The sequence below is a fragment of the Streptomyces sp. SID486 genome (genome assembly GCF_009865385.1).
Taxonomy (GTDB): domain Bacteria; phylum Actinomycetota; class Actinomycetes; order Streptomycetales; family Streptomycetaceae; genus Streptomyces.
Window position 1 is genome coordinate 1 of record NZ_WWJT01000424.1, and the last position, 23,390, is coordinate 23,390.

Below are 23,390 nucleotides of genomic sequence, written 5' to 3' on the forward strand. Positions count from 1 at the left end.
GCGGCGGTCGCCGGCCGCTGCCCCGGCTCAGTGGCCGCGGCGCCCCGCCGTGCCGGTGAGCCGGCCGCTCACAGGCCGAACGCGGTGGTGAGCTGCCGGGTGAAGGCGAGGCTGCCGGTGCCGGCCGACGCCGCGATGGCGATCGTCTCCAACGCGGAACGGATCCGGCCCCGGTTGGGTGGCAGTCCGTCGTCCGCGGACTGGGCCAGTTCCCCCTGGATGATCTCGCCGCAGCTCAGCAGTTGCGGGTACTCGGTGCGCAGCGTCTCGGTGAGCTGGTCGGCGACGTCCATGAGCGTCTCCAGGTCGGGGGCGACGTAGGTGCTCCGCCGCCGCCCGCCGTCGCCGTGGTCGGCCGGGCCGTTGACGTCTCCGAAGGGGTAGGTGCTCATTCCTGTCCTCGCTTCTGGGCCGGCGGCTCGCGTCCGGGCCGGAGGAGCCGTCGGATGGCTGGGGGTCACTGCTCCGGCGCGCCGTACGGACCATCGTCCCGTGGCGCCGGAGGTGCTGGGAGCGCTGACGTTACCGACGTTGTGCGGCGGTCTGTCGCCGTCCGGCGGGGGCCCGGGGACCCCTGGCCGACGGCGGACTGCGCAGGGCAGGCGGCATCGCCCACGGAGGCCAGGAGGGCCGAAAATCGCCACCCGTCCGGGTGATCGGTGTCCGTTGACCGCCGGCCGGAGTCCGGCTCCCCGCCGGCCGGAGTCCGGCGGCGAGCGTGTGGGTGACTGCGCCGGCCGTGCGGCTCGGTGCCGGCACGCCGCGTACTGGTCTGCTGGCCACCCTCATCCGTCCCTCCGGCCGTCCGCGCGTTTCACCCTAGGGACGCCGTCGCGCTGTTGTCGCGAGGTTCGGTGAGCCGGCCCGGCCGGGGACGGTCGTGTGGTAACGGCCGCCGCGGTCCGGCGCTCCCCTGTGCCGTCGGACCGCGGCGGCCCTTCCGTTCTGCGCCGGGGGCGGTGCCCATGTCACACGTGCAGCGGGGACGGCGTTCGCCAGGGGCGGTTATCGGCCACTGCCGTCACGGTCGGTCGGAACGGAGGGCACCGCTGCGGGTGCGCTCGAGTGCGAAGCAGTCCGGCTGCCGGGCCGGCACCCGGCAGCCGCCGAGGACCTGGGCGGCCTGGACCGTCCGGTGGGTCGCCGTGGCGCAGCTCCGGTCAGCCGACGTCGACCGCCCCCTCCCCCTCCCCCTCCGTCTCCTGCGGGGGGACCGGCCCAGCGGCGTCCGAGCGCTGTGCCCGGTAGCGGCCCGGGGCGATTCCGTACTCCCGCTTGAACGCCTTGGCGAAGGCGAACTCCGAGGAGTAGCCGGTCCGTTGTGCGACCACCCGCAGCGGTTGGTCGCCCTCGCGCAGCAGCCGGCCGGCCAGCGTCAGCCGCCACCAGGTCAGGTAGCCGAGCGGTGGCACGCCGACGAAGGCGGTGAACCGTTTCGCGAACGCCGCCCTGGACAGACCCGCCACCGCGCCCAGCTCCTCCACCGTCCATGGGCGGTCCGGCTCGCGGTGGATCGCGCTCAGCGCCCGCCCGGTGGCCGGGTCGTGCAACGCCGCCGCCCAGCCGGCCGTGGCCTGGGCATGTTCGGCGTACCAGGCCCGCAGGATGTACAGCAGCGCGGTGTCGAGCAGTCCGGCGGTGGCGGCCGCCGCGCCGGGCCGGGCCTCCTCCGTCTCGGTACGCAGCAGGTCCAGCACCCCACCCAACGGCCGGCCCCGGCTGGGCAGCCGGACCAGGCCGGGCAGACTGGCCAGCAGCGGATGCGGGCGGGACCGGTGCAGCTGATAGGCGCCGCAGAGCATCAGCGTCCCCGGCATGCCGTCGTCGGTGGTGACCGGGTCCGACGGCCGGGACCCGTCCGTGTCCGGCGCCACCTCGGCCGGCGGAGTGCCGGGGGCGTCGGCCAGGCCGTACCCGACGCCGTGCACGAAGGCCAGATCACCCGCGGTCAGTTCGATCGGCGGACTGCCGTCCTCCGGCAGCACCCAGCAGGAACCTTCCAGCACCGCGTGGAATCCCACACCGTCCGAGGCCGCGAAGCGCAGCCCCCAGCGCCCGTGCCGCCGCGTGCGGCCGGCGTGCGGCCGCCCGGCGCGCATCGCGGTGATCGCGTCGCTGAGTACGTCCATGCGGGCGAGCGTACCCGCCGAAGACGAGCGCACATGATCGCAAGACGCTGCGGCATGGGCGGCCGGTCGCCGCCTTCGTACGGTGAATCCATCGACGTCAGAGGCGCCCTGACACCCAGTCATGCACATACACGGAACGGGATGGACCATGGCCAAGCAGGTGGTGTTCGACGAGATCGGCGGCCCCGAGGTGCTGCGGATCGAGCAGGTGGAGCTCGGCGAGCCGGGCCCCGGAGAGGTGCTGCTCCGCGTGGACGCCCTCGGCCTCAACCGTGCGGAGGCGCTCTTCCGCTCCGGCGGCTACTTCTACCAGCCCAGCCTGCCCGGTTCCCGGCTCGGCTACGAGGCGGCCGGCGAGGTGGTGGCGCTCGGCGCGGGGGTGACCGAGTTCGCGGTGGGCGACCAGGTGCTGACGGCGATCACCGGCGAGATGAGCGCCGACGGGGTCTACGGCGACGCGCTGCGCCTGCCGGCCGGCGACCTCGTCCACCGCCCCGGAGGCACCGACCCGGTGACCGGGGCCGCGCTCTGGCTCTCCTACAGCACCGCCTACGGCGCGCTGGTGGAGAAGGGCGGGCTGCGCCCCGGGGACACGGTGCTGATCACCGCCGCCTCCAGCAGCGTCGGGGTGGCGGCGATCCAGACAGCCCGGCATCTCGGCGCGATCCCGATCGCGGTGACCCGCGGCGCGGCCAAGCGCGAGCGCTTGGAGCAGCTCGGCGCGGCGCACGTGATCGCCCTGGACGAGGGTGACCTCCTCGAGCAGGTCGCCGGGATCACCGACGGCCGGGGAGCGCAGATCGTCTTCGACGCGGTCTCCGGCCCCGGCCTGGCCGACATCGCCCAGGCGGTCGCGCCGGGCGGCCTGCTCATCGTCTACGGCTGGCTCGACCCGAGGCCGGCGCCGCTGCCGCTCAACTGGACCCTGCGCGTGCTCGGTTACAACAACCTGGACGTCACCGGCGACCCGGCGGTCCGCCGCCGGATCCGGCACTTCCTGGACGCGGGCCTGCGCGCGGGCACCGTGGCCCCGGTGATCGACCGCACCTTCGACCTGGAGGAGATCGCCGAGGCCCACCGCCACCTGGAGTCCAACAGCCAGATCGGCAAGATCGTGGTCACCGTCGACCACTGAGCTCCGTCCGTCGGGTCATGGACGAACGCGGAGGCGATCGGCTGCGACGGTCACGGTGCCGTGGAAGATGTACGCCCTTGCCGAAGCGGGTGGGCGGCCACCGACAGGCCGGCCGGCAGCCCGAGTTCGGCCGGTGACCCGGTGATCACGGTGTCGGAGTCCTTGACGCGGTGCTCGTGGATGCGGGTGGCGGACGCGGTGTACAGGCCGCGCAGCACCTCCTCACCGTGCCGTCCGGCCGAGCCGAGCCGAGCCGAGCCGAGCCGATGGAACGGTCCGCCAGGTCCCGTCACCGGCCGGGGAGTTCCTCATGGCCCGGGTCCCCTTCCGCGCCGGTCAGCGGCCGGTGTCCGCGACGGCGATCTCGGTGGCGCGCAGCCGTTCGGGTTCCGCCACGACGTCGATGCGCACGATCTGCCCGTCGGCGCCGAACGCGAAGTCCAGCAGCAGACGCGCCCGCCCCGACGGCGCCATGACCAGGCCGATCCGGCCGTCGAGCAGGGCGGGTCCGGTGAACCGGGCGCGTGCCATGGCCGCCATGGCGCCGCGGGCCACCGGCTCGGCCCCGCGGACGGTGACCGGTTCGGGTGTGGGTACGACCAGCGCGTCGGCGTGCAGCACCACGTCCGGGTCGAGCAGCGCGACCAGCGCCGTGAAGTCGCCGCCCCGGGTCGCGGCCAGGAACGCCTCGACGGCCCGGCGCCGGCGCCCGGCGTCGGCGGTGGGCGCGGGGGCCCTGCCCTGGACCCGGCGGCGGGCGCGGCTGGCCAGTTGCCGGGTGGCTGCGGGGGTCTTCTCGATCAGCGGGGCGATGTCGTCGAACGGCACCGCGAACATGTCGTGCAGCACGAAGGCGACCCGTTCGGCCGGGCTCAGCGTGTCGAGGACGACGAGCAGCGCGACGCCGACCTCGTCGGCCAGCAGGGCCTCCCGGGCGGGGTCGGCGGCGTCGGCGGCGGCCCCGGTGCGGGGCTCGTACCCGGCGTCGGGGACGTCGAGGAAGGTCTCGCGCCGGTTGCGCCGGGCCCGCAGCAGGTTCAGGCAGACCCAGGTCACCACGGTCGTCAGCCAGCCGGTGAGGTTGGTGACGGCCGTGGTGTCGGCCTGCCGGGCGCGCAGCCATGCCTCCTGGAGCGCGTCGTCGGCCTCGGCGGCCGAGCCGAGCAGCCGGTGGGCCACGGCCGCGAGGTGCGGCCGGTCCGCCTCGAACCGTGCGGCCAGCCGTTGCCCGGCGTCGTCCGTGAACTCGTGCATGGTGTCCCCCCGTCGGCCGTGGTCGGCCCGGGAACCACCCAACGCCACAACGGGCGGAAGATCAACCGCTTCTTGTGCGGCCCAACCGCGGCCGGGGGTGCCGGTGCTGCCCACGCCCGGCGGACGGACGGCCGACCGCTTCCCGTACGGCCTCGCCCGGCGGTTTCCCATGCGGCTTCGTCCGGCGGCCTGACGATCGCCCTCTCCCCCTGCCGCCTCGCCCGGCGGCCTGACGATCGACCGCTCCCCCAGCCGCCTCGCCCGGCGGCCTGACGATCGACCGCTCCCCCAGCCGCCTCGGCCGGCGGGCGGCACGACGGTTGCGGCCGTCGTGCCCCGTGGGGGCGGGCACGACGGCCGCGCCCGCGTCAGGGCGGGCTGCGCGAAACTCTCGCCGATGGCCGGGGCCCGGAGCAACCACTTCACTCACCTGTGACTTGTTCAACAAAGTTTCGTAATGACAAAGCGGATCTTCGTCGGTCGGAACGGACACCGCGGCTGCCCGCCCCGGTCCGGCCGCCGGTGCCGTCCCTGAGGCGCGCCCCTGAGAACCGGCGATAGATGTAAGGGGCCGTCGTCCTCCCCGGCGGTGAGCCGGGCCGCGCGAACCTCACCGGGCGGTACGAGGAGACGCCGCCGTCCGGCGCCTACCGTCGATCCGGACAAGCGCGCACGTGGTGGCAGGGGGCCGCCACGGCACACGAGGGGGGCAGGCCCGTCATGGGGAACACAGAGGTGCGGGTGCGGGGGCTGGCCGCACGCGCCGGCGGCTGGAGCGCCCGGCACCGCTGGGCGGCCGTCGGGATATGGGTGCTCTTCGTCGTCCTGGCCATGGGGCTGGGCTCCGCGGCGGGCCGGACCGACGTGGACGAGAGCGACCAGCTCAAGGGGGAGACGCACACCGCGGCGAAGATCCTGGACGACGCCGGCATCAAGGAGCCGGCCACGGAGACCGTCCTGATCCAGTCCGAGGACGGCGCGGTCAGGGCCACCAGCGGCGAGTTCCGCGCGGCCGTCGCCGACGTGGTCGAGGCCGTCGGCGGCACCGGGAAGGTCACCGGCGTGACGTCGCCGTACGACACGCACACCATCTCCCGGGACGGCCGCAGCGCGCTGGTGCAGTTCGACCTGCGCGGTGACGCGAAGACCGCCGCCGACCGGATCGAGCCGGTGCTGGACGCCGTCGCCGGGGTGCAGCACGACCACGGCGGGCTGCGGATCGAGGAGATCGGCGGCGCCAGCATGCAGAAGCAGTACCAGGACGCCTTCGGGGACGACTTCCGGCAGGCCGAGTACTCGGCGGTGCCGGTGGCCCTCGGCATCCTGCTGATCGCGTTCGGCGCGCTGGTGGCGGCGCTGCTGCCGGTGGCCCTGGCCATCACCGCGATCATGGCGACGATGGGCCTGATGGGCGTGGTCAGCCACCTCCAGCCGATGAGTGACACCGCCAACTCCGTGATGCTGCTGGTCGGTATGGCCGTCGGCGTCGACTACTGCCTGTTCTACCTGCGCCGCGAGCGCGAGGAGCGGGCGGCGGGCCGGGACCCGGGCACGGCGCTGCGGATCGCCGCCGCGACCAGCGGCCGGGCGGTCGTCGTCTCGGGTGTCACGGTGTGCGTGGCGATGGCGGGCATGCTGTTCACCGGCCTCGCCGAGTTCGAGGCGATGGGTCTGGCCTCGCTGATGGTGGTGGCGGTCGCGATGGTCGGCTCCGTGACCGTGCTCCCGGCGCTGCTCTCGCTGCTCGGCGAGCGGGTCGAGAAGGGCCGCCTCCCGTTCCTGGGCCGCCGGCGCCCGCGCCGGGGCCCGCAGGCGGACAGCCGGTTCTGGACCGCCGTGCTGCGGGGCGTGCTGGCCAAGCCGCTGGTCTCGGTCCTCGTCGCGGCCGGCGCGCTGCTGGCGATCGCCGCGCCCGCGCTCGGCATGAAGACCCAGCAGCTCACCCTGGACCAGGAGTTCGGTGACTCGCTGCCCATGGTGCAGACCTACGACCACCTCAACACGGCCTTCCCGGGCGGCAGCGAGCCGGCGCAGGTCGTCGTGAAGGCCGCGGACGTCGACGCCCCCGAGGTCCGCCGAGCGCTGGCGGCCTTCCGCGCGGAGGCGGTCGCCTCGGGCGCCTCGCGCGGCCCGGTGGGCATCAAGCTGTACGACGCGCAGAACGTCGCCGTCGTCTCCGTGCCGCTGGTCGGCGGCTCCGACATGGACCGGGCGACGCGGAGTCTGCAGAAGCTGCGCGACGAGGTGCGGCCGGCCACCCTCGGCAGGGTCGAGGGCGTACAGGCACCGGTGACCGGGCAGGTCGCGGGCAACCATGACTTCAACGACCAGCTGATGGGCTCGGTCCTGCCGGTCTTCGCGTTCGTGGTCGTCTTCGCCTTCCTGCTGATGCTGCTGTCGTTCCGCTCGCTGACGGTCGCGATCACGTCGATCGTGCTCAACCTGCTGTCGGTGGCCGCCGCCTACGGCATCCTGGTCGCCGTCTTCCAGCACGGCTGGGGCGCCTCGCTGGTGGGCGCGGAGGGCGTCGGCGCGATCGTGACCTGGCTGCCGTTGTTCCTCTTCGTGATCCTGTTCGGACTGTCCATGGACTACCACGTGTTCGTGGTCTCCCGGATCCGGGAGGCCCGGCTGCGCGGCCGTACGACGAAGGAGGCGATCCGGCACGGCGTGGTCACCACCGCCGGAGTCGTCACCAGTGCCGCGGTCATCATGGTCGCCGTGTTCGCGATCTTCGGCACGCTGTCCATGCAGTCGATGAAGCAGATGGGCGTGGGCCTGGCCGCGGCGGTCCTGATCGACGCCACGGTCATCCGCGGAGTGCTGCTGCCGGCGGTGATGGCGCTGCTCGGCGAGCGCAACTGGTACCTGCCGAAGTGGCTGCACCGGCTGCCCGACCTCACCCACGACGAGGCCGTGCCGGAGCCTGCCGCGCGCCCGGTGCGCGAGGAGGGTGAGCGGCTGCCGGTCTGAACCGGCGTGCCGAGGGGGCGCGGGGGGCTGGTCACCCGGCTTCCCGCGCCCCCTTCCCGTGCGCGTCGGCTACCGGCCCGCGCGGTACGGCAGTTCCGCCTCGATGAGGTCGGCCGCGCGGTGGGTGCCGCCCTCCTGGGCCATCTCCGCCTGGATCTCCTTCAGGCGGCGCGCCACCTCCGGATCGTCCACCAGGGCGAGCGCGGCCGCACGGAGCCGGTCGGCGGTGGCCTCCTCGGTGGCGAACCGCCGGGCGACGCCGAGCGACTGGAGCACGTCGGCGTTGCCGAACTGGTCGACGGCCTGCGGTACGGCGATCATCGGCGTCGCCGTGGCCAGTCCCTCCTGGCTGCCGCCGGCGCCCGCGTGGGTGACGAACAGGTCGGCCTGTCGCAGGATCGCCAGCTGGGGCACCCAGTCGCGCACCTCGACGTTGTCCGGCACCTCGCCCAGTTCGGCGCGGGTCACGTGCCGGCCGACCTGGAGGACGACGTGCCAGCCGGGCAGGTCCCCGAAGGCGCGCACACACTCCCGGTAGAACGCGGGCTGTTTGGTGAAGGCCGAGCCGAGCGAGACCAGCACGACCTTCTCGGCGCCGGCGGGCCGCCGCCAGTCACCCTGGTCGGTGCGGTCGCCCTGGCAGGCACCGACGAAGGTGTAGACGCGTTCGTCCACCCGGTCGGCGTTGGGCTGGAGCGCCCTCGGGATGAGCACCAGGGAGCGGGGCGGGTGGCCGGCGAAGGCGTCGGGGTGCCGGGTGATGCCGTTCTCGGCGAGCCACGCCTCGAACCGGGCGTAGTAGGCGCGCCCGCGCTCGGTCTGTTTGGGCTCCCGCCACATCGGCTCGGCGACCTCCTCCTCGTACCCCTCCCAGGCGACGAGGTTCGGGGAGAGGGAGATCGCCGGGACGCCCCAGCGGTGGGCCAGGACGCGGGCCGGGTAGGAGGTGATGTCGTGCAGGACGAGGTCGGGCGTGTCGTCGGCGTAGGCGGTGATCAGCTGGGGCAGCGCCTGGATCGCGTCCGCCAGGAACGGCTCCACGTTGTCCAGCAGGGTGGACCCCCATGCCTCCGGGTCGGCGTCGGGTCCCGGCAGGGTGGAGGTGTAGGGCACGGGCCGGGCCCCGGTGGCGGCCACCTTCTCCGCGAAGACCGGCGGGATGGCGTAGGTGACCCGGTGGCCCCGGGCGACGAGTTCACGGATCACCTCCAGGCTGGGGTTCACGTGGCCGTGGGTGGCGACGGAGAACATGGCGATGTGGGCGGGCGGGGTCACCGGATTCATGACGCCGAGACTATGCGAGACGAACCGTCTCGTCTAATGCATTTGCCGTCGCTGTCCGTCCCGCGGCGGCGCGGCGGGGTCGTTCAGCGCTGGTAGCGCGCCAGGACGAGATCGCCGTCCCGTTCCAGGCGCCGGCGCAGCTCGCCGAGGCCGATCGCGCCGCTGTAGTACTCCTGGAAGGCGGGGGTGGCCACCTTGTCCTTCCATTCCGGGTAGCCGCGCACCGCCTGCGCGGGCGCCGGGCGGAGCCGGGCGGCGAGGGCGGTGCCGGTGGCCCAGCCGTGCTCGGCGGTGTGCAGGGCGGGGTCGCCCAGGGCCTGTCTCCCGGTCGGCAGCAGCCAGTCGCCGAGGGCGACGCGGACCATGTTCCCCGGCCGCAGCAGATAGTCGATGAAGGCGACCGCCTCCTTCTTGTGCGGGCAGTCGGCGGAGACGGACAGCGTCTGCGGGCTGACGCCCTGGGTGAGTCCGGCGGCACCCGCCGGGGCGGGCAGTACCGCCCAGTGGAAACCCTCGGGGGCCTGCTGCACGATCTGCTGGCGGTAGGAGAAACCCAGCGGGACCATGGCGTACCGGCCGGCGAAGAAACCCGGGAGGGTGTCCGAGCCGCCGCTGCCGAGCGTCGAGGCGGGGGCGCTGTGGTCGACGGCGACCTGGTCGTGGACGGTGCGGGGCACGACCGCGTCGGCCCCCGTGAAGCGCACGGTGACCTTGCCGTCCGCGTCCCGGTGGAAGAGCCGGCCGCCCGCCGACAGGGACAGGTTGAGCGTGGCCGAGACGGGCTCCTTCAGCGGCCAGGCCACGCCGTACCGCCCGGGTCCGCTCAGCCGCCTGGCGGCCTCCCGGAACTCCCCCCAGGTCCAGGGGTGTCCGGGCGTCGGTATGCGCACCTTCGCCGCGCGCAGCCGGTCCGTGTTCGCGATCAGCACCCGCGGCTCCTGCAGGAACGGCACGCCGTAGACGCCGGTGCCGAAGGCGGCCGTCCGCCAGGTGCCGCGCGGGATGTCGGAGGTGAGCCGGGCGGGCAGCAGGCCGGTCAGGTCGGCGAGGTAGCCGCCGTAGGCGAAGTCGGCGAGGTCGTCGGAGGCGTCGTGGATGACGTCCGGGGCCTCGCCGCCCTCGAAGGAGGTGAGCAGCTGGTCGTGCACGCTGTCCCAGCTGCCCTGCACGTACTCGACCTTGACGCCGGGATGGCCGGCGTTCCATCGGCGCACCAGCTCCTTGTTGGCGGCGACGGACTCCTGCTGCCAGGCCAGGGACTGGAAGCGCAGGACGACCGGGCCGTCGTCGCGGTGGCCGGGCGAGGTGCAGCCCGCGAGGAGCAGCAGCACCGCGAGCGCCTTGGCGAGGGTCCGCATCAGCTCTTCACCGCCCCGGCGAGCAGGCCGCCCGTGATGCGGCGCTGGACCAGCGCGAAGACCACCACGGAGGGCAGCGTCGCGAGGAACGCGGCGGCGGCCAGCGGGCCGAGGTCGGCCACGCCCTCGGCGCCGATGAAGTGGGTGAGGACGACCGGGAGGGTCTGTCTGTCCGGGCTCTTGAGCAGCACCAGCGCGAAGAAGAACTCGTTCCAGGCGGTGACGAACGCGAACAGGGCCGTCGCCGCGATGCCCGGGGCGAGCAGCGGCGCCGTCACCGACACGAGGGTTCTCAGCCGCCCGGCCCCGTCCACGGCCGCCGCCTCCTCCAGTTCGGCGGGCACCGCCCGCACGTGGCCGGTGAGCATCCACAGCGCGAACGGCAGCGCCCACACGACGTACACCAGCACCAGCCCGGTCAGGGAGTCGATCAGTCGCAGGTGCTTCAGCACGAGGAACAGCGGGATGATCACCAGGACGAACGGGAACGCCTGGCTCACCACCACCCAGCCCGTGGCGGCCCTGGCCAGGCGGCTGCGGTGCCGGGCCATGGCGTACGCCATCGGAGTGGCGAGCAGCACCGCGACGGCGGCCGTGCAGAGCGCCACCAGCAGGGAGTTGAGGGCGGCCTGCGCCAGGGGCTGCTCGTCGAACGCCTGCCGGACGTTGGCCAGGGTGGGGTGGCGCGGGATCCAGGACGGGTGCAGACCACCCAGCTCGCGCGGGGACTTGAGCGCGGTGGACAGCAGCCACAGCAGTGGGAAGGCCAGGAAGACCAGGTAGGCGAGCAGGGCGGCGTACTGGCCGGCGCGGGCCGCGCGGCGGGTCCTCATGCCCCGTCACCGCCTCGCAGCCGGCCGGCCAGGAACACCGCGAGCAGGACGGAGACCACCGCGACGAGCACACAGCCCATCGCCGCCGCGTAGCCGAACTGGCCGTAGCGGAAGGCCTCCTCGTAGGCGAAGAGCATGGGCAGCCGGGTCTTTCCGCCGGGTCCGCCACTGGTGAGCACGTAGACCAGGGCGAAGGAGTTGAGGTTCCAGATGAGGTTGAGCGCGGTGATGGCGAGGGCCACCGGCCTGAGCGCCGGCCAGGTGACCGTGGCGAAGCGGCGCCAGGCGCCCGCGCCGTCGACCGCCGCGGCCTCGTGCAGTTCGCGCGGGACGTTCTGGAGTCCGGCGAGCAGGGAGACCGTGGTCTGCGGCAGGCCCGCCCAGACGCCGACGACGATCACCGCGGGCAGCGCGGTGGCCAGGCCGCTCAGCCAGTCCCGGCCGTCACCGAGACCGAGGTCGCGCAGCGTCTCGTTGAGGACACCCGCGTCCGGGTTGTAGACGAGCCGCCACATGATGCCGACGACGACCTCGGGCATCGCCCACGGCACGATCGCGAGGGCGCGGGCCAGGCCGCGCAGCCGCAGGTCCTGGTTCAGGAGCAGGGACAGGCCGAGTGCCAGCAGGAACTGGGGCACGGTCACACCGACCGCCCAGACCAGTCCGATCCGGAACGACTCCCAGAACAGGGTGTCGTGCAGCAGGTCCTGGAAGTTGAGGCCGCCGGTCCACCGGGTCGCCGCCGTCCGGCCGGACTGGGCGTCGGTGAAGGCCAGCAGGATGCCGTAGAGCAGCGGGCCGACGCTGAGCACGAGGATCGGGAGGAGTGCGGGCAGGACGAGGAACCAGGCACCGCGCTCGGCGGTCCGGCGGCCGGCCGGACGCCGCGCCCCGGCCGGTGACGACCGCGCTTCGGCCGCTGCTGTCATGGCCTCAGCCCCTTTGCCCGCTCCGATTGGCGTGTTCATGGTCGTGAAGGCACCGGTGGCCCGTCAAGGGACCGCGCACGGCGGCCGACCTGTGCGGATGCGAGACTGGCCGGACACGGCCCGCGCCCGGCACCGGCGATGGGCCCGGGGACGGCGGCGGAAGACGGCGGAGGCACGACGATGGACGAGGCACGCGCGCGCGACGTACTGGCCGCGGCGGAGGTGCTGCCCGGCCCGGCCGGGGACGCCCGGCTCCTCGCGCTCGGCGAGAACGCGGTGTTCGCCGCCGGGGACCTGGTGGTGAAGGTGGGCCGGGACGCCGAGCTGCTGGCGCGGGCCGAACGCGAGCTGGCCGTCGCCGGCTGGCTGGCCGGGGCGGACGTGCCGGCGGTGCGGGCGGCCGAACCGGCGCCGCGGCTGGTGGCCGGACACCCGGTGACGGTGTGGCACCGGCTGCCCGATCCGGTGCGGCCGGCCGAGCCCCGCGACCTGGCGCTTCTCCTGCGCGTCGTGCACGCGCTCCCCTCTCCTCCCTTCGCCCTGCCGCCCCGCGAGCTGCTGGGCGGTGTGGAGCGCTGGCTGCGGCTGGCGGGTGACGCGATCGACCCGGAGGACGCGGACTACCTGCGTGCGCGCCGCGACGGCTTCGCGGCCCGGGCCGCCGCGCTGACACCGCGTCTGGCGCCGGGCCCGATCCACGGCGACGCGCTGCCCCGCAACGTGCACATCGGTCCGGACGGCCCGGTCCTGGTCGACCTGGAGACCTTCTCCGCCGATCTGCGCGAACACGACCTGGTGGTCATGGCCCTCTCCCGCGACCGGTACGGCCTGCCGGCCGCGGCGTACGACTCCTTCACCGAGGCGTACGGCTTCGACGTCCGGGAGTGGGAGGGCTGCGCGGTGCTGCGGGGCGCCCGGGAGACGGCGAGCTGCGCGTGGGTGGCACAGCACGCGCCGGGCAACCCGAAGGCGCTGGCGGAGTTCCGCCGTCGGGTGGCGTCGCTGCGGGACGGCGACGAGACGGTGCGCTGGTATCCGTTCTGAGCTCCGACGGTCCCCGCCGAGACCCGGACGGGGCCGCGCGTCCGCGTGCGCGCGGCGCGGACAGCCGGGAGGCGAACTCCTACTGAAGGGAGCCTGAACGCTCCTTGGTGCTGGACCGTCGGCGCGCCCGAGGCTGCCGGCTTCCGGCCGGTGCGGTGCTTGGGAGCCAGGCCGATCAGCGGGGTGTACGCATGCTGACTAAGGACGGCCGGCTGCGCGGAGCAGGGCGAGCCGCGTGGATCGATCAACGCGCTGGCCCGCACGTACAGTTCCTCACTCTGGAGAACCAGCGTCTCTCGGAGGCGGCCGACCACCGCAGTCGCGTCACCCGCAGCGGGGGTCGCCGTCGACGTCTCGGGTGTGATCCGGTGGCGTCCATGGTGAGATGCGCTGCGTGAGCGACTCATCGCCGCGTGCCCGTATCGGGCGGTGCTGTGCCACCGTGCCGCTGTTCTTCGGACTCCGCCATGGGGGACGCCGTCAGGGCGGAAGCGTGACGAGCCCCGTCTCATAGGCGGTGATCACGAGCTGGACCCGATCCCGGGCGCCCAGCTTGTTGAGCAGCCGTGACACGTGCGACTTGGCGGTGGCCACCGTGATGAAGAGGTCCTCCGCGATCTCGGTGTTCGACCGGCCGCGTCCGACCAGGGTCAGCACTTCCCGTTCCCGCTCGGTGATGCCCCCGACCGGCCGTGGGGAGCGCTCCCGGGCCGCCGCGGGGCGCCCGACGAAGTCCGCGATCAGACGGCGCGTCACGCCCGGCGCGATCAGTGCGTCGCCGGCGGCGACCACACGGATCGCCGCGAGGATGTCGTCCAGCGCCATGTCCTTGACCACGAAGCCGCTTGCGCCGGCTCGGAGTGCGCCGTAGACGTGGTCGTCCTCGTCGAAGGTGGTCAGGACGAGGACGCGTGTGGTCGCCGGGCCGGCCGTGATCAGGCGGGTGGCCTCGATCCCGTCCATGCCGGGCATCCGGATGTCCATGACCACGACGTCGGGGCCGATGTCGCTGACCAGTCGGACTGCCTCGGCGCCGGTGGCGGCTTCGCCGACGACCTCAAGGTCGGGATGGTCAGCCATGATCACACGTAGCCCGGACCGGACCAGCGGCTGGTCGTCGGCGAGCACCACACGGACGGTCATCGGGCCTCCACCGCAACTCCGGAAGGTGCGGGCAGCGGCAGCCGGGCCGTCACCCGGAAGCCGCCCTCCGGGCGCGGTCCGGCACTGAGGCAGCCGCCCAGCAGGCCGGCCCGCTCCCGCATGCCGATGATGCCGAAACCGTGGTCCGAGCCGTTCTCGGTGGCACCGCGCCCGTCATCGACGACTTCCACGGACAGCTCCTCGGCTCCGTAGTCGACGGCCACCCGGCAGTGCCCGGTGCCTGCGTGGCGGACCACGTTGGTCAGCGCCTCCTGCACGATGCGGTAGGCGGAAAGGTCGACGTCGGCCGGCACAGGGCGCTGCTCCCCGCTGCGACGCACGTCGACCCGTACCCCCGCGTCTGCGGTTGCTGCCGCGAGCCGTTCGACTTCCGCCAGCCCCGGCGTGGGTGCGAGCGGTGACTGCTGCGAGGTGGCCGGTCCCCGGTCGGCCTGGCGGAGCGACACCAGCGTGCGCCGAAGGCCCGCCAGGGTCTCTCTGCTGGTGGCCTCGATCGCTCGCAGGGCCTCGCGCGCCTCCGCCGGCTGGGTCTTGATGACCCGGCTGCCGACACCGGCCTGGATCGCGACGATGCCGATGCTGTGCGCGACCATGTCGTGCAACTCCCGTGCGATCCTCAGCCGTTCGGCGGTCACTGCCTCGGCCACCTCCTGTGCCCGCAGCGCCACCGCGTGCTCTCGACGCTCCCGGCTCAGCAGACCGGCCATGCAGGATGCGGCCATCGCCAGGAGGGCGATCACCCCGTTGACGGCCAGGCCGTCCCCATGCGTGAAGCCGCCGATCAGCAGGAGTTGCACCGTGAACGACACGGCCACGGCAGCAGTCGAAGCGCGCCGTGCGCAAGTGGCGACGATGAAGCCCAGCACGAGGTCCACCGCCAGATACGACAGGAACTGGCCCTGGTACGACGCCGCCCGGCTCTCCTGGGCGGTACTCGGAGGGCCTGCCACCACAGCAGTGGATCCGAGGAGCGCCATGGCCAGAGCCGGCAGCGGCATCCGTCGCACCACGCCGACGAGCAGGCTCACGGCCAGCAGCGCCCCGACACCGTGGACCGTGCCCGACGCCCGCGGTGCGGCCCCCACCAGCAGACCGACCACCAGGAGGTAGGAGACACCCCCCGCCCAGGCCACAGCCTTGGTTCTCGTCATCGGCGGTATGCCCTCCCGGCAACAGGGCCCGGGTGCGTGACGCGAGCAGGCAACGGAATGGTCGTCATGGGGTTCACGCCGTGAGACTAACCGGGCCACCAGCAGCGCGGCATCAGCCCGGGGGCGTACGCCCACGGTCCGATCCGGCCGCACGATTGCCGCCCACGGCCCCATGACCGGACCGGGCTCCTCTCGGCAGTGTGGGTGCCGTGATCGAAGTCAGCGAACTCACCAAGTGCTACGGCAGCAGGACGGCCGTCGACCATCTGTCCTTCACCGTGCGGCCGGGCCAGGTCACCGGGTTCCTCGGCCCCAACGGAGCCGGCAAGTCCACCACCCTGCGGATGATCCTCGGCCTGGACGCGCCCACCACCGGCTCCGCCACCGTCAGCGGCGTCCCCTTCCACCGCCACCCGCGGGGGATGCGGCACGTCGGCGCCCTCCTGGAAGCCGGACAGATCCACGGCGGCCGCAGCGCTGCGGCACACCTGTCCGCTCTGGCCCGCAGCAACGGCATCCCGCGACGCCGGGTGGGCGAGGTGCTTCAGGAGGTGGGGCTGGCCGAGGTGGCGAACCGCCGCATCGGCGGATTCTCCCTCGGTATGAAGCAGCGCCTCGGCATCGCCACCGCCTTGCTCGGCGACCCGCCCGTGCTCATGTTCGACGAGCCGATCAACGGCATGGACCCGGAAGGCGTCCTCTGGGTACGCCGGCTCTTCCGACGCCTGGCCACCGAGGGACACACGGTCTTCCTCTCCAGCCACCTGATGTCGGAGATGGAGAACACCGCCGACCAGCTGGTCGTCATCGGCCGGGGCCGTCTCATCGCCGCCGAGTCGGTACGGGACTTCGCAGCCCGCAGCACCCGTGGCAGCGTCGTGGCGGGAACACCGAAGGCCGCGGAGCTGGCAGCCGTGCTGACCGCGGCGGGCGCCTCGGTCGAGCCGGAGGGCTCCGCCGGCGCCGAGAGACTCGCCGTGACCGGGCTCCCGGCCGACCGGATCGGGGCGCTCGCCTTCGAGAACGGTATCCAGCTGACCGAGCTGACCACCCGCACCGCCTCACTGGAGGCGGCCTTCCTGGAACTCACCGCCGCCAGCACCGACTACCAGGCAGGACAGCCCCGATGACCACGCTCACCTCCGCCCCCCGGACCACCCCCGTCATCGCGCCGCCCGCCCGCTTCCGCGACCTGCTCGCCTCCGAGTGGATCAAGACACGGTCCCTGCGGTCCACACCGTGGACGATCGCACTCACCCTCCTGTTCGTCATCGGGTCCACCGCCGTGGCCACGCTGGCGGACAAGGCCCCGCCATCCGGCCCCGCTGACTTCCGGCCCTACGACGCCTATCCGCCGGCCGGCTACTGGACACTGATCCTCGTCGCCGGCAGCATGGGCGCCCTCACCGTCGTGAGCGAATACAGCAGCGGGCTGATCCGCACCACCACCGTGGCCGTCCCGGCCCGCGGCTCGGTCGTGCTGGCCAAGGCAGCCGTCACCGCCGCACTGTGGACAGTGGTCGGCACGACCGCCTCCACCGGTTCCTTCCTGGTCTCCCAGGCCATCCTGGACGGGCGTCATACCGACCTTCCGATCACCCACCCCGGTGTGTTCCGGGCGCTGGTCGCGTCCGCGTTGCTGGCTCCGGTCTGTGCCCTGGTCGGTCTGGGCCTCGGAGTTCTGCTCCGGCATGCCGCCGCGACCATGGTCACCAGCGTCTTCGTCCTGCTGATGCTGCCCCCCATGTTCTCGGAGAGCAGCCGCTGGTCGGCGGACGCCAAACACGCGCTGGTGTCGGCCGCCTGGAACCACCTGATCCGAACCTGGGAGCCGGAGCCCGGATCCCTGGGCTACGCCGCCACGGTCCCCGGCGCCTGGATCGTGTACACGCTCTGGCCGCTGATCACGGTCGCACTCGCCGTTCTCGTCGTGAAACGCCGCGACGTGTGAGCGTGTCCCCGGGGCGCACACGTCGTGCCTTGGAGGCACACTCCGGGGGGCGAGACCTCGTAGCTGGTCGCCACGTCGATCGATCCAGGCCGTCAGCCGACGTACGGGATGAAGGGCCAGGCCGGCTCGACAGTCGCCTCCGGATCAGACGTACGCCGAAGGTACTTCTGCAGCGACGCGGCCTGCTCGGCTGCCGCCCGTATCTGAAGATCATGCAGGTCCGCCAGCGCCAACGCCCCTATGGCCGTGTGCCTGACCCCCATGGATCGCGCGGCACGTGCCGCGGCCACCGCGTCCGCGACGGCGTTGTGCGCGTCCTGGAGCGTCACGCCGTAGTGCGCGCAAAGGGCCTGCAGATTCCGCGACCCCTTCCTGTACCGGTCCACGTGCTTGTCCAGGACCAACGGGTCGATGACCGGCGACGCCTCTCCGGACAACCGGTCGCCCCATGGCTTTATCCCGTGCCGCCGGCACTCGCGGTCGAGGAGGGAGAGGTCGTACCGCGCGTTCATCACCACCAGCGGGGTTCCGGAGTTCAGCACCTCGGTGATGGCCGCGGTGATCTCCTCGATCGCGGGAGCCGCTGGCATTCCGTGCTCGCGGGCATGGCTGGTGGAGATGCCGTGGATGGCCGAAGCCTGCTGCGGGATTGCCACCCCGGGGTCCAGCAACCAAGTTCGGGGCTCTGGAAGCCGCCCGTCCGGCTCCACGGCCACCACCGCCGCGGTGACGATCCGGTCGCTCTCGATGTCCGTTCCTGTGGTCTCCAGGTCGAAGGCCACCAGCGGCTGACTCGTCCAGCTCACCGCAGAGCCCCGCTCATCGACACCCGGTCGGCCGGGCGGCCCTCGGCCGCCGCGTGTTCGCTGCTGATGCCGTGCACCGCGACCGCGTCGGCCGGGACCTCCACGCCCGGGTCCGCCGGCCGTTCCCGGCGCCCCAGGGGCTCACCGGCCCCGACCTCGATCACGGCGCCCGTGACGATGCGCGCCTCGCGCGGATCGGTTCCCGTCGTCTCCAGGTCGAAGCCGATCGGCAGCTCCCGGTGCCAGCCCATGGGCGGCCCCCCTTCTTGGTGGTGCTTTCCCCCAGTGGCTCCACCATCGCATGCGGCACTGACAATCCGAGGACCGCGTTCCGCTTCCCGGCGCCGACGGGTCAGGACACCGGGCGCGAGTCCGCCCAGGCGAGCTCGAATTCCTCACGGTATGTCGAGAAGAGTCCGCCTTCGCCCGCATCGTCCGACGTGACCAGCCGGCTGCCGTTGCGCAGCACCAGGACCGGCGACTCCATGCCCCGCGCTCCCCGCAGGTAGGACTGCACCACGCCGATCCCGTCGGCGCCGTCGCCGTCCACCAGATAGGCGGTGAAGCGGGGCGTCTCGTCGTACACCTGGATCTCGAAGGCGCCGGGGTCGCGCAGCCGGGAGCGCACCCGGCGCATGTGCAGGATGTTCATCTCGACCGAGCGGCTCAGTTCGCCCCGTCGCATGCCGAGTTCACGCTCACGGCGCTTGACCGAACTGGAGGCCGGGTTGAGGAAGAGCAGCCGTACCCGGCAGCCGGACTCGGCGAGGCGGACCAGGCGCCGCCCGGAGAAGTTCTGCACCAGCAGGTTGAGGCCGATGCCGGTGGCGTCGAGCCGGCGGGCCCCGCCGAAGATGTCCTCGGCCGGGAACTGGCGCAGCAGGCGCACCCGGTCGGAGTGGACGGCGACGACGTCGGCGTACCGGTCGCCGACCAGGTTCTCGACCGCGTCGACCGGCAGCCGGCGCGCCGAGGGCACGTCACCGCCCGCGCCGAGCATCTCCAGCAGCCGGGCGGAGGCCCGTTCGGCCTGGCTGAGCACGGCCCCGTTCAGGGCCCGGTTGCGGGAGACGACGTTGCGGGTGACCTCCAGTTCGTCCAGCGCGAGTTCGAGGTCCCGGCGCTCGTCGAAGTACGGCTCGAAGCACGGCCAGTGCTGCACCACCAGCTCGCGCAGCTGGGGCAGGGTGAGGAAGCTGAGCACGTTGTCGTCGGCCGGGTCGAGCAGATAGCCCTTGCGGCGGCTGACCTCGCGGACGGCGACCGCGCGCTGCACCCATTCCTGTCCGGCCGGGCCGGCCGCGGCCACCACCCACTCGTCGCCGTGCACGGGTTCGTAGACGGGCCGCAGCACGGCGGCCACGACCGCGCGCAGCCGTTGTTCGACGAGGTTCAGCCAGATGTAGGCCCGGCCGGCCCGCTGGGCGCGGGTGCGCACCTCACGCCAGGCGTCGGCGTCCCAGTCCAGCTCCGGCCCGATGGAACCCGCGTCCATCGGCCGGGCCAGGGACACCGCGCCGGGCGGGACGTCTGTGGAGTTCCCCTCGTGACCCTCGTCACCAGGAGGCAGCTCCAGCCCTCCCGAGCCCACCCGCGCACCGCCTTCCGCCCCCCGGGCCGTTCCCGTCTCAACGATCAAGGAAGGGTACTCCGCGAGCGGTCGGCGGTGCAGCCGGATGGCCAGGTCGGTTTCCCGGCCGCTCGGCTCAACTACGCCATTCCCAGTGACCGTTCTGCCATGCCAGCTCCTTGGGAGTGAGCGGATTCATAGCCGTGACGTCCCGCGGGGCGATGGAGAAGCCCTGCCAGTGCACGGGCATGGGCTGCTGGTCCTCGTCCCGGGCGATGTGGTGGAAGCCGACGTTCACCCAGACCACCGGGTGGGTGAGGGTCTGGCCGTCGGCCCACTTGTCGACGGAGCGCGGATGAGCGCCGGTGCACGTCGGGTTGTCGCTGGCGAACAGCTCGCACTTGTTGTACTCGGTCACGTACAGGTCGTGCTTGGTGAAGGCGCGGCCCGGGTACTTGGTGGTGGGTCCGGGGACGAGCTCGTACGAACGGGCGTGCCCGTCCTTGTTCTTGCCGGCCGCGCTGACCACCCGCCACCAGCGGTAGGTCCTGTAGTCGCCCGCGAACTCCTTGGTGAGCCTGGTGCGGGTGGTTTTCGCGGTCGGGCCCTCCTGCCGTCCGGAGGGGGCGCTGACGGTCGAGTCGTACTGCTCGACCCTGGACCTGGACGAGCCGTCGAGGCCGAAGTCGAGCCGCCAGAAGACGTTGTGGCTGTGGCTGGTGGAGTAGTCCTTGGCGCCCTTGCCGATCGGCCAGCCGCGTCCGTCCTGGGCGTTGTAGTCGTCCCAGGAGAGGCTGCCGGTCGCGCCGACGTTCATGGCGACGGTGCCGTCGTCCTGGAAGCGCCACTCGGTGATGTACTCGTACCAGCCGACCTGGTTGACCGTGTAGATCAGCAGGTCCTTGCCCTGCTGCTGGTAGACCTTGTCCGACGCGAAGTCGTGCATGCGGTAGGCGTGACCACGCGAACGGGTGGTGGCGCACAGGCCCTTGACGTTCGGGTGGCTCGGGTCGCCGTCCGGCACCCGGACGGACTTGATGGTGCCCCCGGGGCACTCGCCGGGCGACAGCTCCTGCAGGGTCTGGGCGAAGTTCTGGCCCGTCAGGTCGTAGTACTCGTGCTTGCCGTCGTCGTAGGGGACGTGGATCTGGCCGAGTCTGGCGCTGTTGAGGACCTTGATCGGTTTGGTCTCGCCCTTGGGCTGGTACGAGACGTTCTCCAGGACGAGACCGGCCTTGCTGTCGTAGCGCCAGCACATCCGCCAGGTCGTGCCGGTGGTGAGCTTCTGCTCGATCGTGTAGGCGGCGCTGCAGCCGGGGACCGGCGCGGCGGCGGTCTGCGGCCGGGCCGCGGCGGGACCGGCCGCGGTCGTGACGCCGGCGGCCAGCGCGGCCAGGGACAGTCCGACGGCCGCGCCCTTACGGCTGACGGCACGGGTCACGGCTCGGGTCACGGCTCGCGGCCGGGTGTCGCCGGAAGGGTGCTTTTCGGGCATGACGGGCATGAAGGAACGACTCCTTGCCGGAGGTACGGGTGTGAGGGCGGTCGGCGGGCTGTCAGCCGCGGTCCAGGACGGCGGGCGGTCAGCCGCGGTCGAAGGCTGCGGGCGGTCAGCCGCGGTCGAGGGCGGCGGCCTTGCGGGCGCTCAGGTCGATCACCAGGTCCCTGGTGTCGATCCAGGGGCCGTTTCTGACCTTGGAGAACAGCCGTACGCAGCGGTGCACACCGCAGTCGTCGAGCACCGCCGGCTGGGCGCCTGGCGCGGCCTGGTAGATACCGCCGCTCAGCTCCAGCTGGTCCGGTGAGGTCAGCTCCCTGCCGGTGGCGTCCTTGTAGTCCGCCTTGAGGCCCGCGCCCAGCGGGGCGGCGATCAGGATCCGGGCCGCCTCGGCGTTCTCCGCGCGGCTCGGCGGCGGCTGGACCCCGCGCTGGGTGCCCGTCCGCTCGACCTTGCCCGTCCTCAGGTTGACGGTCCTGGTGACGAGTGTGTCGGTCCGGTAGTCGTAGAAGGTCACGTCGGCCCGGCGCGGCGCGTCCGGGTCGTCCGCCTCGGCGGCCTCGGGTTCGGCGAGGTCGACGGTCAGCCGCTGCGGACCGCGGCCTCCGTCCACGTCCTCGGCCGTGGCCGACAGTTGCCCCGCCGCGGCGAGCCGCTCGACCCGCTGGAGTTCGTCGCCGGTGAGCGGGTCGCGGCCCGTGCCCTGCTTCCCCTCGGCGGGCGGCGGCTCCACGACGCCGGGCGGTGCTCCGCCCGGCTCCTGTCCGGCCTGCCCCGCGGCCCGTGCCCCGCCGCCGGCCCCGCCGGAGTCGTCCGCACCCGCCGTGCCCGGCAGAGTGACCGCGACCATGGCCGCGGTCGCCGCCGCCGCCAGACCGGCACCGGTCAGTACTTTGCCCAGATGGCGGTGGACTGTCTCACGCACATCTTCCCCCTACTCCCCCCTGTTCCCCGGGAGTACGTTCCTGCCCCGCTTGTTCGGCGCACGGCGGGTACCAGAACCGCCGTGTGCACTGGTCGGTGGATAAGAGGCGGGTAAGCGAAGGGAGGTTGCGTCACTTTCGGACAAGACTCGGGGCCAACGCGGCCCCCGGCGGACGGCACACCTGGGAGAGTCGTATCCATGCAGGTCTGGCCTGGAGAGGCGTATCCGCTCGGCGCCACCTATGACGGCGCCGGAACCAACTTCGCGGTCTTCACGGAGGCCGCGGACCGAGTAGAGCTGTGTCTGCTGCACGACGACGGCTCGGAGACGGCGGTGGAACTGCGCGAGAGCGACGCGTTCGTGCGGCACGCGTACCTGCCCGGCGTGATGCCGGGACAGCGGTACGGGTTCCGGGTGCACGGCCCGTACGACCCCGGCCGCGGGCTGCGCTGCAACTCGGCGAAGCTGCTGCTCGACCCGTACGCGAAGGCGGTCAGCGGGTCGGTCCGGTGGGGCGAGGAGGTGTACGGCTACCACTTCGGCGCGCCCGACGAGCGCAACGACCTGGACTCGGCGCCGCACACCATGACCTCGGTGGTGATCAACCCGTACTTCGACTGGGGCGACGACCGCCCACCGCGCACCGAGTACCACCACACGGTGATCTACGAGGCCCACGTCAAGGGCCTGACGATGCGTCACCCGGGGCTGCCGGAGGAGCTGCGCGGCACCTACGCGGGGCTCGCCCACCCGGCCGTCATAGAGCACCTGACCAAGCTCGGGGTGACGGCGCTGGAGCTGATGCCCGTGCACCAGTTCGTCAACGACCACCGGCTGGTCGACATGGGCCTGAACAACTACTGGGGCTACAACACCCTCGGGTTCTTCGCCCCGCACAACGCCTATGCCTCCTGGGGCGACCGCGGGCAGCAGGTGCTGGAGTTCAAGTCGGCGGTCCGGGCGCTGCACGAGGCCGGGATCGAGGTGATCCTGGACGTGGTCTACAACCACACCGCCGAGGGGAACCACCTGGGCCCGACACTGTCGTTCAAGGGCATCGACAACCCGTCGTACTACCGGCTCACGGACGACCCCCGCTACTACATGGACACCACGGGCACCGGCAACTCGCTGCTCATGCGGTCCCCGCACGTGCTCCAGCTGATCATGGACTCGCTGCGGTACTGGGTGACCGAGATGCACGTCGACGGCTTCCGCTTCGACCTCGCGGCCACCCTGGCCCGGCAGTTCCACGAGGTGGACCGGCTGTCGTCGTTCTTCGACCTGGTCCAGCAGGACCCGGTGGTCTCCCAGGTGAAGCTGATCGCCGAGCCGTGGGACGTCGGCGAGGGCGGCTACCAGGTGGGCAACTTCCCGCCGCTGTGG

Annotated in this window: 20 protein-coding genes and 1 pseudogene; 6 read left to right on the forward strand and 15 right to left on the reverse strand. The window is 72.7% G+C overall.

The window, feature by feature from the left end:
* Positions 1-68 precede the first annotated feature (68 nt).
* On the reverse strand, positions 69-392 hold the full coding sequence (locus GT045_RS19985) for a hypothetical protein (RefSeq protein WP_161334977.1): 324 nt from the start codon (positions 390-392) through the stop codon (positions 69-71).
* Between the two features lie 768 nt (positions 393-1,160).
* Complete coding sequence (locus tag GT045_RS19990) at positions 1,161-2,129, reverse strand: AraC family transcriptional regulator (RefSeq protein ID WP_161334978.1); 969 nt, start codon at positions 2,127-2,129, stop codon at positions 1,161-1,163.
* Positions 2,130-2,277: 148 nt separating this feature from the next.
* Here GT045_RS19990 and GT045_RS19995 point away from each other — a divergent pair, with 148 nt between their 5' ends.
* The gene (locus GT045_RS19995) at positions 2,278-3,264 is read left to right on the forward strand and encodes a zinc-dependent alcohol dehydrogenase family protein (RefSeq protein ID WP_161292116.1); all 987 of its coding nucleotides are present in this window, start codon (positions 2,278-2,280) and stop codon (positions 3,262-3,264) included.
* A gap of 50 nt (positions 3,265-3,314) precedes the next feature.
* Here GT045_RS19995 and GT045_RS20000 read toward each other — a convergent pair whose 3' ends face one another.
* Together GT045_RS20000 and GT045_RS20005 are read right to left on the reverse strand one after the other, a co-directional pair.
* Complete coding sequence (locus GT045_RS20000; RefSeq protein WP_161334979.1) at positions 3,315-3,557, reverse strand: hypothetical protein; 243 nt, start codon at positions 3,555-3,557, stop codon at positions 3,315-3,317.
* A 43-nt stretch (positions 3,558-3,600) separates the two neighbouring features.
* Positions 3,601-4,518, reverse strand: a complete 918-nt coding sequence (locus GT045_RS20005) for a sigma-70 family RNA polymerase sigma factor (RefSeq protein ID WP_161334980.1) — start codon at positions 4,516-4,518, stop codon at positions 3,601-3,603.
* A gap of 720 nt (positions 4,519-5,238) precedes the next feature.
* Here GT045_RS20005 and GT045_RS20010 point away from each other — a divergent pair.
* A complete protein-coding gene (locus GT045_RS20010) occupies positions 5,239-7,491 on the forward strand; it encodes an MMPL family transporter (RefSeq protein ID WP_202528531.1) in 2,253 nt (750 codons plus the stop codon).
* 69 nt (positions 7,492-7,560) lie between these two features.
* On the opposite strand, the gene mgt is transcribed toward GT045_RS20010, so the two are convergent.
* The 4 genes from mgt to GT045_RS20030 form a co-directional block, all read right to left on the reverse strand.
* On the reverse strand, positions 7,561-8,775 hold the full coding sequence (mgt, locus tag GT045_RS20015; protein WP_202516559.1) for a macrolide-inactivating glycosyltransferase: 1,215 nt from the start codon (positions 8,773-8,775) through the stop codon (positions 7,561-7,563).
* A gap of 83 nt (positions 8,776-8,858) precedes the next feature.
* Positions 8,859-10,133, reverse strand: a complete 1,275-nt coding sequence (locus GT045_RS20020; RefSeq protein WP_161334981.1) for a sugar ABC transporter substrate-binding protein — start codon at positions 10,131-10,133, stop codon at positions 8,859-8,861.
* Positions 10,133-10,966, reverse strand: coding sequence for a carbohydrate ABC transporter permease (locus tag GT045_RS20025; protein ID WP_161334982.1), 834 nt, complete (start codon positions 10,964-10,966; stop codon positions 10,133-10,135). Before GT045_RS20025 ends, GT045_RS20020 begins: the two co-directional genes overlap by 1 nt.
* Positions 10,963-11,895, reverse strand: a complete 933-nt coding sequence (locus tag GT045_RS20030) for a sugar ABC transporter permease (RefSeq protein ID WP_161334983.1) — start codon at positions 11,893-11,895, stop codon at positions 10,963-10,965. The genes GT045_RS20025 and GT045_RS20030 overlap by 4 nt, the downstream gene beginning before the upstream one ends.
* Positions 11,896-12,075: 180 nt before the next feature.
* Between GT045_RS20030 and GT045_RS20035 the strand changes: the two genes are divergently transcribed.
* Positions 12,076-12,939, forward strand: a complete 864-nt coding sequence (locus GT045_RS20035; RefSeq protein WP_161334984.1) for an aminoglycoside phosphotransferase family protein — start codon at positions 12,076-12,078, stop codon at positions 12,937-12,939.
* 480 nt (positions 12,940-13,419) lie between these two features.
* Here GT045_RS20035 and GT045_RS20040 read toward each other — a convergent pair whose 3' ends face one another.
* Complete coding sequence (locus GT045_RS20040; protein WP_161334985.1) at positions 13,420-14,082, reverse strand: response regulator transcription factor; 663 nt, start codon at positions 14,080-14,082, stop codon at positions 13,420-13,422.
* Positions 14,079-15,254, reverse strand: coding sequence for a sensor histidine kinase (locus tag GT045_RS20045; protein ID WP_161334986.1), 1,176 nt, complete (start codon positions 15,252-15,254; stop codon positions 14,079-14,081). Before GT045_RS20045 ends, GT045_RS20040 begins: the two co-directional genes overlap by 4 nt.
* Before the next feature lie 209 nt (positions 15,255-15,463).
* On the opposite strand from GT045_RS20045, the gene GT045_RS20050 reads away from it, so the two are divergent.
* Positions 15,464-16,384, forward strand: a complete 921-nt coding sequence (locus tag GT045_RS20050) for an ATP-binding cassette domain-containing protein (RefSeq protein ID WP_345942698.1) — start codon at positions 15,464-15,466, stop codon at positions 16,382-16,384.
* The gene (locus tag GT045_RS20055; RefSeq protein WP_161334988.1) at positions 16,381-17,205 is read left to right on the forward strand and encodes an ABC transporter permease; all 825 of its coding nucleotides are present in this window, start codon (positions 16,381-16,383) and stop codon (positions 17,203-17,205) included. The genes GT045_RS20050 and GT045_RS20055 overlap by 4 nt, the downstream gene beginning before the upstream one ends.
* A 92-nt stretch (positions 17,206-17,297) precedes the next feature.
* On the opposite strand, the gene GT045_RS20060 is transcribed toward GT045_RS20055, so the two are convergent.
* From GT045_RS20060 to GT045_RS20080, 5 genes and pseudogenes are all read right to left on the reverse strand, one after another.
* Positions 17,298-18,011: a 3'-5' exonuclease gene (locus tag GT045_RS20060; RefSeq protein WP_161334989.1), complete on the reverse strand. Its 714-nt coding sequence runs from the start codon at positions 18,009-18,011 to the stop codon at positions 17,298-17,300.
* A gap of 17 nt (positions 18,012-18,028) precedes the next feature.
* A pseudogene (locus tag GT045_RS20065) lies at positions 18,029-18,262 on the reverse strand (exonuclease domain-containing protein); the annotation flags it as partial.
* A gap of 101 nt (positions 18,263-18,363) precedes the next feature.
* Complete coding sequence (locus GT045_RS20070; RefSeq protein WP_161297821.1) at positions 18,364-19,602, reverse strand: SAV2148 family HEPN domain-containing protein; 1,239 nt, start codon at positions 19,600-19,602, stop codon at positions 18,364-18,366.
* Between the two features lie 115 nt (positions 19,603-19,717).
* Positions 19,718-21,076: a copper amine oxidase gene (locus GT045_RS20075; protein WP_161334992.1), complete on the reverse strand. Its 1,359-nt coding sequence runs from the start codon at positions 21,074-21,076 to the stop codon at positions 19,718-19,720.
* A 115-nt stretch (positions 21,077-21,191) separates the two neighbouring features.
* Positions 21,192-22,004 (reverse strand): Tat pathway signal sequence domain protein, encoded by an 813-nt coding sequence (locus tag GT045_RS20080; RefSeq protein ID WP_161334990.1) that lies wholly within the window; start codon positions 22,002-22,004, stop codon positions 21,192-21,194.
* 198 nt (positions 22,005-22,202) lie between these two features.
* Between GT045_RS20080 and GT045_RS20090 the strand changes: the two genes are divergently transcribed.
* Positions 22,203-23,390 (forward strand): alpha-amylase family glycosyl hydrolase (locus GT045_RS20090; protein WP_237538730.1); only part of this gene is annotated, 1,188 nt, incomplete at its 3' end.

Coding starts and splice junctions, on each gene's coding strand:
- GT045_RS20040 (WP_161334985.1), bottom strand. CDS start 14,082: ATGACCGTCCGTGTGGTGCTCGCCGACGACCAGCCGCTGGTCCGGTCC.
- GT045_RS20030 (WP_161334983.1), bottom strand. CDS start 11,895: ATGACAGCAGCGGCCGAAGCGCGGTCGTCACCGGCCGGGGCGCGGCGT.
- GT045_RS20075 (WP_161334992.1), bottom strand. CDS start 21,076: ATGCCCGAAAAGCACCCTTCCGGCGACACCCGGCCGCGAGCCGTGACC.
- GT045_RS20020 (WP_161334981.1), bottom strand. CDS start 10,133: ATGCGGACCCTCGCCAAGGCGCTCGCGGTGCTGCTGCTCCTCGCGGGC.
- GT045_RS20035 (WP_161334984.1), top strand. CDS start 12,076: ATGGACGAGGCACGCGCGCGCGACGTACTGGCCGCGGCGGAGGTGCTG.
- GT045_RS20055 (WP_161334988.1), top strand. CDS start 16,381: ATGACCACGCTCACCTCCGCCCCCCGGACCACCCCCGTCATCGCGCCG.
- GT045_RS19995 (WP_161292116.1), top strand. CDS start 2,278: ATGGCCAAGCAGGTGGTGTTCGACGAGATCGGCGGCCCCGAGGTGCTG.
- mgt (WP_202516559.1), bottom strand. CDS start 8,775: ATGAATCCGGTGACCCCGCCCGCCCACATCGCCATGTTCTCCGTCGCC.
- GT045_RS20010 (WP_202528531.1), top strand. CDS start 5,239: ATGGGGAACACAGAGGTGCGGGTGCGGGGGCTGGCCGCACGCGCCGGC.
- GT045_RS19985 (WP_161334977.1), bottom strand. CDS start 392: ATGAGCACCTACCCCTTCGGAGACGTCAACGGCCCGGCCGACCACGGC.
- GT045_RS20045 (WP_161334986.1), bottom strand. CDS start 15,254: ATGACGAGAACCAAGGCTGTGGCCTGGGCGGGGGGTGTCTCCTACCTC.
- GT045_RS19990 (WP_161334978.1), bottom strand. CDS start 2,129: ATGGACGTACTCAGCGACGCGATCACCGCGATGCGCGCCGGGCGGCCG.
- GT045_RS20025 (WP_161334982.1), bottom strand. CDS start 10,966: ATGAGGACCCGCCGCGCGGCCCGCGCCGGCCAGTACGCCGCCCTGCTC.
- GT045_RS20005 (WP_161334980.1), bottom strand. CDS start 4,518: ATGCACGAGTTCACGGACGACGCCGGGCAACGGCTGGCCGCACGGTTC.